The 8506-nt window shown below is 70.1% G+C and carries 10 protein-coding genes; 9 read left to right on the forward strand and 1 reads right to left on the reverse strand.

The annotated features are described in order from the left end of the window. Nucleotides 1-309: 309 nt before the first annotated feature. A complete protein-coding gene (locus Q0L54_RS08545; RefSeq protein ID WP_296667162.1) occupies nt 310-1101 on the reverse strand; it encodes a hypothetical protein in 792 nt (263 codons plus the stop codon). Nucleotides 1102-1306: 205 nt separating this feature from the next. On the opposite strand from Q0L54_RS08545, the gene Q0L54_RS08550 reads away from it, so the two are divergent. The 9 genes from Q0L54_RS08550 to Q0L54_RS08590 all read left to right on the forward strand — a co-directional run bounded on the left by Q0L54_RS08550 (nt 1307) and on the right by Q0L54_RS08590 (nt 8366). Continuing rightward, nucleotides 1307-2041: an ABC transporter ATP-binding protein gene (locus Q0L54_RS08550; protein WP_296667165.1), complete on the forward strand. Its 735-nt coding sequence runs from the start codon at nt 1307-1309 to the stop codon at nt 2039-2041. Continuing rightward, a complete protein-coding gene (locus tag Q0L54_RS08555) occupies nt 2038-2934 on the forward strand; it encodes an ABC transporter permease (protein WP_296667167.1) in 897 nt (298 codons plus the stop codon). Before Q0L54_RS08550 ends, Q0L54_RS08555 begins: the two co-directional genes overlap by 4 nt. After that, a complete protein-coding gene (locus Q0L54_RS08560) occupies nt 2927-3898 on the forward strand; it encodes an ABC transporter permease subunit (protein WP_296667171.1) in 972 nt (323 codons plus the stop codon). Before Q0L54_RS08555 ends, Q0L54_RS08560 begins: the two co-directional genes overlap by 8 nt. After that, nucleotides 3895-4467: a hypothetical protein gene (locus tag Q0L54_RS08565; RefSeq protein WP_296667173.1), complete on the forward strand. Its 573-nt coding sequence runs from the start codon at nt 3895-3897 to the stop codon at nt 4465-4467. Before Q0L54_RS08560 ends, Q0L54_RS08565 begins: the two co-directional genes overlap by 4 nt. 57 nt (nt 4468-4524) lie before the next feature. Next, nucleotides 4525-5205 carry a response regulator transcription factor gene (locus Q0L54_RS08570; RefSeq protein ID WP_296667177.1) on the forward strand — a complete coding sequence of 227 codons (681 nt, stop codon included), beginning with the start codon at nt 4525-4527 and terminating at the stop codon, nt 5203-5205. Continuing rightward, nucleotides 5202-6143, forward strand: a complete 942-nt coding sequence (locus Q0L54_RS08575) for a HAMP domain-containing sensor histidine kinase (protein WP_296667180.1) — start codon at nt 5202-5204, stop codon at nt 6141-6143. Before Q0L54_RS08570 ends, Q0L54_RS08575 begins: the two co-directional genes overlap by 4 nt. 235 nt (nt 6144-6378) lie before the next feature. Next, on the forward strand, nt 6379-6732 hold the full coding sequence (locus Q0L54_RS08580) for a metalloregulator ArsR/SmtB family transcription factor (RefSeq protein WP_296667183.1): 354 nt from the start codon (nt 6379-6381) through the stop codon (nt 6730-6732). Between the two features lie 43 nt (nt 6733-6775). Further along, a complete protein-coding gene (locus Q0L54_RS08585; protein WP_296667185.1) occupies nt 6776-7768 on the forward strand; it encodes an SRPBCC family protein in 993 nt (330 codons plus the stop codon). 79 nt (nt 7769-7847) lie between these two features. After that, complete coding sequence (locus tag Q0L54_RS08590) at nt 7848-8366, forward strand: SRPBCC domain-containing protein (RefSeq protein ID WP_296667187.1); 519 nt, start codon at nt 7848-7850, stop codon at nt 8364-8366. Nucleotides 8367-8506: the final 140 nt, after the last annotated feature.

Here is an 8506-nt window from a genome sequence, read left to right on the forward strand (position 1 = left end):
AGGACGATGCGGCCGTCGCCGTCGACCAGCACCGCACCGAAGGGGTGGTTGCCGTGGTCGCGCGCGGACTGCGAGACGGCGATGGCGCGGCGCAAGTGCTCGAGGTGGTCGGTCATGGAAAGAGCGTAGGCGCCCCGTGCCCGCCGCCTCCCGCCTCCCGCCGCGACCTTCGCGGTGCACCCCTCCACACAACGCTGGGCCCCATCGGCTCGGATGGAGCATCCGGCGCACGTCTCTCCAGGTCGCGGGTGGAGGAGTGCACAAGTCGTGTGGAAGGGTGCTCAGGGGATCGTGGCGGCCCCCGCACGCTCAGGCGGGCACGCGCGCCCGCCGCTGGACTACGGTCATCCATCCCACCAGGGCGATGATCGCGGCGAAGAACAGCCACGACACCGCGGTGGTGCTGAAACCTCGGCCGCCCTCGTCGGGCGCGGCCGTGAGGAAGTCGCCGAGCGACGCGCCCAGGGGGCGGGTCATCACGTAGGCGGCCCAGAAGGCGGCGACCTCGCCCAGCCAGCGCCGCCGGTACGCGACCCAGGTCAAGGCGATGAGGCCGGCGATGATGAGGCCGGTGCGGGTGTAGCCCAGGCCCACCTCCTCGGACAGGTAGTCGCCCGCGGCGGTGCCCAGCGAGAACGTGAAGAGGATCGCCAGCCAGTAGAAGGCTTCGCGGCGCGTGGTCGTGATCGTGTGGATCGACAGGGTGCCCTCGGAGCGGTACCAGAGTGCGAACGTGCCGGCGAGCGCCGCCGAGAACACCAGCGTGGACGCCAGCAGCGGCACCCCATAGACGTCGGTAAGCGCGTCTGTGATGAGCGTGCCGACGATGCTCACCAGCACCACGACCAGCCAGTACAGCGGTGGCACGTAGCGCCGCGCGCGCATCTGGAACACCAGGGCGAGAGCGAGCGCACCGGTCATGACCGCGATGGTGCCCCACAGGCCCAGCCCCACGTCCGCGTTCAGGTAGTCGGCGAAGGTCTCGCCCACCGTGGTGGAGAGCACCTTGACGATCCAGAAGGCGGCGATCACCTCGGGGACCTTGTTGAGCATCTGCAGACGGGCCGTCGTGGCGGGCAGGACGAGTTCAGGGGATGTCATGGGGTGCCTTTCGCGTGAGGACGATGCGCCGCGGCGCCAGGTCTCGGGGCTCGGCCGTCCATCGGGGTGGGTTCCGGGGCGGTACCCAGCGACACCGTAGGCGCGGAAGGGCCGCGGTGACGAGCACGAGTTCCGCGGCTCTCATCTGGCTCTCATCCAGGCACTTCTCACGTTCCTCTCAGCGGTGCCTGCCTAGCGTGGCGGCATGACACCTCCAGCGATCTCGACTCACGGCCTGACACACACCTACGGCCGCACCTTCGCCCTCCGGCCGCTCGACCTCGAGGTCGAGGCCGGCGAGATCTTCGGCCTCCTGGGTCACAACGGCGCGGGCAAGACCACCACGGTGGGATTGCTCACCACGCTGTTGCGTCCCACGAGCGGGAGGTCGACCGTCGCCGGCTACGACGTGGTGGGTCAGGCCCCGCAGGTACGATCGCGAATCGGCTACCTCCCCGAGAACGTGCAGTTTTATAACGACCTCACGCTCGTCGAGAACCTGCGGTTCTTTGCGAGGCTGTCCGGCCTGCGCGAGCCGGACCGGCGCATCACGGAGGTGCTCGCCTTTCTGGACTTCGAGGGCCACGATCGTCAGCGCCTGGGCACCTTCAGCAAGGGCATGCGGCAGCGCGTGGGGATCGCGCAGGCGATCCTCCACCGGCCCGAGGTGCTGTTTCTCGACGAGCCCACCTCCGGCCTCGACCCCGAGGGCGTTCGCACGCTGCGGCAGATCGTGGTGCGGATCAACGCGGAGCTGGGCACCACGGTCTTCATGAACACACACCTGCTGTCCGAGGCGACGCGCACGTGCACCAGCATCGGGATCCTCCGCGACGGCGAGCTGGTCCGGCACGGCTCCCTGGCGGCCATCCTGGGGGCCTACCCCACCGAGCAGGCCCTCGAGGAGGCGTACTTCGAGACTGCTGGGTCGCCCGCATGAGCGTCCTGGCCGTTGTGGCGGGCCACGAACTGCTGGCGAGTCGGCGCCTGCGCTCGCCGCGTGTCCTGATGTCGATGTTCGTCGCGATGGTCGCCGCCGCGTCCTTCATCGGCTGGCTCACGCAGCGCACCGTCAGCGGCGTCTACCGCCAGGTGCTCGCGGACGGCCTCACCGCACAGCCCGATCCGTTCGCCAGCGTCGCTCCGATGTACTTCGCGAGGAACACCGTCATCTACGTGGTGATGATCGGCACACTGATGGCGGCGGTCCTGGGAGTCCAGTCCGCGCTGCGGGACCGCAGGGCGGGCACGGCCGATCTGGTGCTCACTCGACCGCCGGGCGTCCGCGTGGTCCTTGCGGGCCGGCTGTCGGGCTTGGCGGTGTTGCTCGCCGGCGTGGTTGGCGCGTCGACACTCGCAAGCTGGATCGCAATCTCGCTCGTGGTGGGCGCACCCGTATCGGTCGCCGACTCGTTCCGGCTGGTGGCCTGGGGCGGCGTGACATGGGTGCTGTTGGTGGGATTCGCGGCCTTGGGCATGTGGGCGGGGTTGCACGTGCGTCGTGAGACGTCCGCGCTGGTGGCGCCCGTGGTGGCGTGGGCGGTGATCGCCTTCGTGATCCCGCAACTGGGGACGGCCGCGAGGCCGGTGTCCCTGCTCAACCCGGTGGCGACGCCGCCGCAAACCACCGGCGTGTTCCACATGCTCTCGTACCTCACGGGTCCGGCCTCGATCACGGAGCACTTCAAGACGCTGTCGACGGCGATCCTCGAGGGGCCGGCGTGGGGCCTGCCCGTAGGCTCCCTCGCCGTGGTGCTCGTGTTCGCGGCGGTGATGGTGGGTGCCGTCCTCCTCACCCCGGCCGCCAGGTTGAGGGGAGCCTCGGATGACTAGGGCCGGGGTGTTCGCCCGAAAGGAGCTGCGTGACCTGGGCCGACACCGCATCGTGTGGATCCTGGGGGCGACGCTCGCGCTCGCCGTGGTGATCGCGGTGGTGGTCGCCTCCCTCGCCTTCCGCGCCCAGATGGCCGACTACCAGGCGTACGTTGCCGACCTCGCGTCCTCCGGCAGCGCCGTGACCGCCGCCGCGCCGCAGCTGTTCCCCCTGCAGCTGCTGCGCGGCGGCCTCGAGTACGTCGAGATCATCGGCGCACTGTTCGCGATCGTGGTGGGGTACGGCACCATCGCCCGAGAGGCGGCGCGGGGAACCTTGCCGCTTATCTATACCCGCAGCCATGGCCCGCGGGCACTCGTGATCGGCAAACTGCTCGGGATCGCAGCGTTCTGGGCGGCCCTCGTCACGGTCCTGGTCCTGGTCGCCGGAGTCACCGTGGCGCTGGTGGGTGGCTCCGGGCTCACGGTTGCGGACGCGTTCCGCCTGGCGATCGCGGCGGCCGCGGCGTGGGTCTATCTCATGTTCTGGAGCGCGGTCGCCGTGGGTCTCACGGCGACGATGCGCCGCCCGGGCACGGCGCTGATCCTTGCCCTTGGGCTGTGGCTCGCGATCGTGCTGATCGTGCCGCAGATCGGCGACACGATGGATCCCGACAATCAGGTGCCCGGCGGGCTCTTCAAGGCGCTGGCGATTGCGAAGCCGGATGAGCTCGCGGTGCTCGCCCACTTCTCTCACTACGAAGTGACCCGCAACGGCCTCGAGGTCACGTCCATCTCCAAGCTCTTCGAGCGAATCTCGTTCGGATTCCTGGGGATCAAGGACAAGTACAACCAGCAGTCGCTCGGATTCGTCTGGGCGGACATGTACCGCTACACGTGGGCGATGCTCGCCCTGCTGACCGCCGGCCTGGGCTTCGCGGTCTCCGTCACCACCCGTACCCGACTCCTGAGGAAGACAGCATGAAGCGACCCCTGCCCCTGATCGCGGCCGGCCTCCTGGCCACGGCGCTCGCCCTGACCGCGTGTACGTCCCCGACCAGCACCCCTTCCTCCACCTCGGTCACCTCCGCATCGCCCACATCGTCCCGCGGGGGTCACGTGCTTCCCGTGGACGCGAACCCGATCGTCAACCCGGCCACGGCAGCCGGTCTCGACGTCACCGATGTGCTGCTCGAGGACAACACGGATCCCTCCGGGGCGGCGATCTCCGACCGGTTGCAGTTCACGGTGAGGAACACGTCCGGGGCGCCGTTGTCCGGTCTCGAGGCGTTCTACACGATGACCGACACCACCACGGGGGCGAGCGAGTCCTACTTTCTCGCCATGCCCGATCTCACGGTTCCCGCAGGCGGCGAAACCACCGTCTACGTCGACGGTGAGTCGGGCGCCGGCCACTACCCGGAGAACATCTACAGCGTGTACCGGACCTCGCTCAACCAGGTGGACGTCACCGTCGAGGTCAGCGCCACCGGCGTCGCCCCTGCCACCGGGTTGGGATCGAAGTCTGCGGGAGCCGGCGAGCAGGCGGACTAGGGTCCCTAGCATCGGGCCGCGTGGCCGGCACGCCGCCCAGGAGGAAGCACGGAGCACATGAGGATCCTGATCGTGGAGGATGATGCGCGCATCGCCGACGTGGTGCGGCGGACCCTGGCCGAGGCGGGCTATGCGGCCGACGCCCGCCACACCGCCGCCGACGGCCTGGAGGCCTTCGCGGTTGCCGACTACGACCTGGTGATCCTCGACGTGATGCTGGCCGAAGAGGAGCGCGGCGGATTCGACGTGTGCCGGGCGATCAGGGCGGCGGACGCGAGCGTACCCATCCTCATGCTCACGGCGCTCAACAAGATCCGTAGCAAAGTCGAGGGCCTCGACAGCGGCGCGGACGACTACCTCGTGAAGCCCGTCCACGTGCTCGAGCTGTTGGCTCGAGTCCGGGCGCTGCTGCGACGGGCGCCGCGCGCGGACCTTCCCATTCTCGAGGCGCAAGGAGTACGGCTCGACCCCGCATCGCGCGAGGTGACCCGCGACGGCCGGGCGATCGCCCTCACCGCGAAGGAGTTCGCGGTTCTCGAATACCTCATGCGCAACGCCGGCCGGGTGGTGAGCGCTACGGAGCTGATCGACCACGCCTGGGACGGTAACTACGAGGGCTATTCCAATGTGGTGCAGACCTACGTGCGCTACCTGAGGCAGAAGCTCAACGCCCACGGCGAGCCCGACCTCATCACCACCCGGCGAGGCGCGGGCTACGTGGTCGCGGTGAACCCGTGATCGTGCGGCGCACGCTCGCGCGCCTCACGGTCGCCTACTCGGTGATTCAGCTGGTGCTGTTCGCCGTCGCGGCGCTCGCGATATACGTGTTCGTGTCGATCACTTTCGACTTCGACGTGGTGGAGACCGACACGCCCTCCGGGATCGATGCCGCGGACCACGCGCTCTCGCGACTGCGGGTCGCGCTGGTGGTGGTCTACGCCGCGTTGGTGGTGGTGGTCCCCGTGGTGAGCTACCTCATGGCGCGGGTGGCGTTGGCTCCACTGAGGCGCAGCTACGAGAGCCAGCAGCAGTTCGTCGACGCCACAAGTCACGAGTTCCGCACGCCGCTCGGGGTGATCATCGGCGAGCTTTCGCTCGCACTCATGAGGCCTCGTGCAGCGGCCGAGTATCGGGAGGCGATCGAGGCGTCGCTCGGCGCGGCCGAGGGACTCGCCGCGCTCACCAACCAGTTGCTGCTGCTGTCCCGCGACGATCCCGAGAGCCTGGTCGAGGAGCGGACCAGCCTCGAGGTCGAGGCGCTGCTGGCCGAGGCCGCGGAGGCGGTGCGCTCCGGCGACCCGTCGGTCGAGGTCGCCGTGGCGCCCTGCCCGGGCCTCACCGTCGAGGGCTCGCGTGAACTGCTGGTGCACGCCCTCCGTAACGTCATCGACAACGCGCGCAAGTACGGCGCGTCACCCGCGGGGATCACCGTCGAGGCGCTGGGTCAAGGGGCGCACGTCGACATCGCGGTGACGGATCGGGGCCCGGGGCTCACGGCGGCGGATGTGGACCGCGCGTTCGACCGGTTCTGGCGCGCCCCCGCGGCCCGCGGAGTCTCCGGGCACGGGCTGGGCCTGTCGCTGGTGCGGCAGATCGTCGACGCCCACGGGGGTCGGGTCCGCATCGACTCGGCGCCAGGGACGGGCACTACGGTGACCCTGTCGCTGCCGAGGTAGCGGCGCCTCGCCAACCGCCGCATCGTCCCGTCCCAGGCCGCCTTTCCGACGCCGCCGTCGCCGGACACTCCTCCACACAACGCTGGGCCCGATCGGCTCGGATGGAGCATCCGGCGCACGTCTTCCCAGGTCGCGGGTGGAGGGGTGCACAAGTTGTGTGGAGGGGTGCCCAGGGGTGTGGACGATGCGGGGCAGGGGTTGCGCTGCCCGCGCACCCGGCGTAACGTACAACCAAATGGTTGCACAAACTGAGCTCTCCGACGCAGAGGTGGATCGCATCTTCCACGCTCTGGCAGATGCGACGCGCCGGGACATCGTCCGGCGCACGCTCACGGTCGAGGCCTCCGTCAGCGAGCTGGCGAGCGCCTACGACATGTCCTTCGCCGCCGTGCAGAAGCACGTCGCAGTCCTGGAAGGAGCCGGCCTGGTGGTGAAGAAGCCGCGCGGCCGCGAGCGCATCGTCCGCGGCAACCCCGAACAGATCCGGCGGGCCCAGGCCCTGCTGGACCGCTACGAGCAGATCTGGCGCTCGCGCATCGACCGCCTCGACGCCCTGCTCGCCGGCGACGGCCCGTCGCCCCAGAACTAGAACCCAAGCCCCGAACCCGATCCCCGACAGAGAGGTCCCCACCATGCCCATCACGTCCGTCACCAAGGACCCCGAGGCGCTCACCATGACCGTGGTCGCCGATTTCCCCGTCCCCGTCGCCCGCCTCTGGGACGCCTACATGGACCCGCGCCAGCTCGAGCGGTTCTGGGGTCCGGTCGAATGGCCCGCCACCTTCACCCGTCACGACGCGGCGCCCGGCGGCCGCACCGACTACTACATGTCCGGCCCCGATGGCGAGCACGCCGGTGGCTACTGGCGCTGGCTGGCTGTGGACCCGGGCCGCGGTTTCGAGGTCGAGGACGGCTTCGCCGGCGAGGACGGCACCGAGAACTCGCAGATGCCGTCGATGCGCATGAGCTTCACCTTCGAGGCCACCGAGTCCGGTTCACGCCTGTCCACCACCACCCACTTCCCCTCGGCCGAGGCGCTCGAGCAGTTGCTGGGAATGGGCATGGAGGAGGGGATGCGGTCCGCGATGGGTCAGATGGACGATGTGCTCGCGGACCTGGCGTCCTTCGCCGCGGGCTCCGGTACCCACACCCAGATCCTCACGGACACCGAGGTGCGCGTGTCCCGCGTGATCCGCGGCACGGTCGAGCAGGTGTGGCGCGCCCACCACGAGCCCGAGCTCATGAAGAGCTGGCTGCTGGGCCCGGAGGGATGGACGATGCCGGTGTGCCAGGTCGCGGCGAACGTGGGCGACACGTATCGCAACGAGTGGGCGCCGGTTCCGGGAGGCCCGGCGGACGGCGCGCCGTCGTTCGGCTTCACCGGCGAGCTGCTCGCGTCCGACCCGATGTTCCACGAGAAGACCACCGAGAACATGATCGGCATGGACGGCCCGGGCACCACGAACGAGCTCACCCTCACCCCGCTCGAGGAGGGTGGCACGCTGCTCAGCCTGCTCATCACCTACCCGAGTGTCGAGCTGCGCGACATGATCCTCGCCACCGGCATGACGGACGGCATGGAGACCTCGTACGCCCGCCTGGAGGAGGTGCTGGTCGCGGGCTGACGCACCCGCTCGCGCCCGCCGCCGCGCCGCCCGTCGCGGCTCCGGTTGCGAAGCGCCCTCACCCGAGGACACTGGAGCGATGGACGCCAACCCCACGCTGGACCCCGCCGACGAGGGAGTGATCGCCCTCGTCGACGGGGCGGAACTGCTCCGCTTCGACCGCACGCTGCCCGTGGACCCCGGGCGGGCGTGGGCCTTCCTCACGGATCCGGACCTCACCGCGCGGTGGGCGTTCCGGGCCTCGTTCGAGCCCGTCGCGGGCGGCGCGCTCACCTTCGACTACGGCGAAGGCGTCACCGCCTCCGGCGACGTGGTGGCCTGGGATGAGCCGCGCGTGCTCGAGTACGCGTGGGGCGACGCGCCGATGCGCTGGCACGTCCGGTTCTCGCTCGCGGGCGTCGACGGGCTCGACGGCGAGGAGACCCGGCTCACGTTCGACCACGTCGCGCCCGACCCGCACGATCCGGAGTTCGCCGCGGGCTGGCACTGGCACCTGGACCGGCTGGAGCAGCTCGCGGGCGGCGAGGACCCCCCCGCGGTGATGACCGACGACCACTTCGAGGAGCTGCTGCGGTTGTACTCGCACGCCGGCGGCTGAGGCCGCCGCCCTCCGGCGGCTCAGCGCCGCGTCGCCACGATCGCCACTGCACCCAGGTCCGCGTCCCGGACGATGCGCGGGTCCAGCCCGGCGCGCCGGGCCGCCTCCGCGGTGAGCTCCGCCAGGGCGTCGCTCGACTC

This window comes from Demequina sp. (assembly GCF_024642165.1).
In the GTDB taxonomy this organism is placed as follows: domain Bacteria; phylum Actinomycetota; class Actinomycetes; order Actinomycetales; family Demequinaceae; genus Demequina.

Excerpts from the sequence above, each read along its gene's own strand:
- Q0L54_RS08570 (WP_296667177.1), top strand. The coding sequence starts at position 4,525 with ATGAGGATCCTGATCGTGGAGGATGATGCGCGCATCGCCGACGTGGTG.
- Q0L54_RS08580 (WP_296667183.1), top strand. The coding sequence starts at position 6,379 with ATGGTTGCACAAACTGAGCTCTCCGACGCAGAGGTGGATCGCATCTTC.
- Q0L54_RS08590 (WP_296667187.1), top strand. The coding sequence starts at position 7,848 with ATGGACGCCAACCCCACGCTGGACCCCGCCGACGAGGGAGTGATCGCC.
- Q0L54_RS08550 (WP_296667165.1), top strand. The coding sequence starts at position 1,307 with ATGACACCTCCAGCGATCTCGACTCACGGCCTGACACACACCTACGGC.
- Q0L54_RS08585 (WP_296667185.1), top strand. The coding sequence starts at position 6,776 with ATGCCCATCACGTCCGTCACCAAGGACCCCGAGGCGCTCACCATGACC.
- Q0L54_RS08560 (WP_296667171.1), top strand. The coding sequence starts at position 2,927 with ATGACTAGGGCCGGGGTGTTCGCCCGAAAGGAGCTGCGTGACCTGGGC.
- Q0L54_RS08565 (WP_296667173.1), top strand. The coding sequence starts at position 3,895 with ATGAAGCGACCCCTGCCCCTGATCGCGGCCGGCCTCCTGGCCACGGCG.
- Q0L54_RS08545 (WP_296667162.1), bottom strand. The coding sequence starts at position 1,101 with ATGACATCCCCTGAACTCGTCCTGCCCGCCACGACGGCCCGTCTGCAG.
- Q0L54_RS08555 (WP_296667167.1), top strand. The coding sequence starts at position 2,038 with ATGAGCGTCCTGGCCGTTGTGGCGGGCCACGAACTGCTGGCGAGTCGG.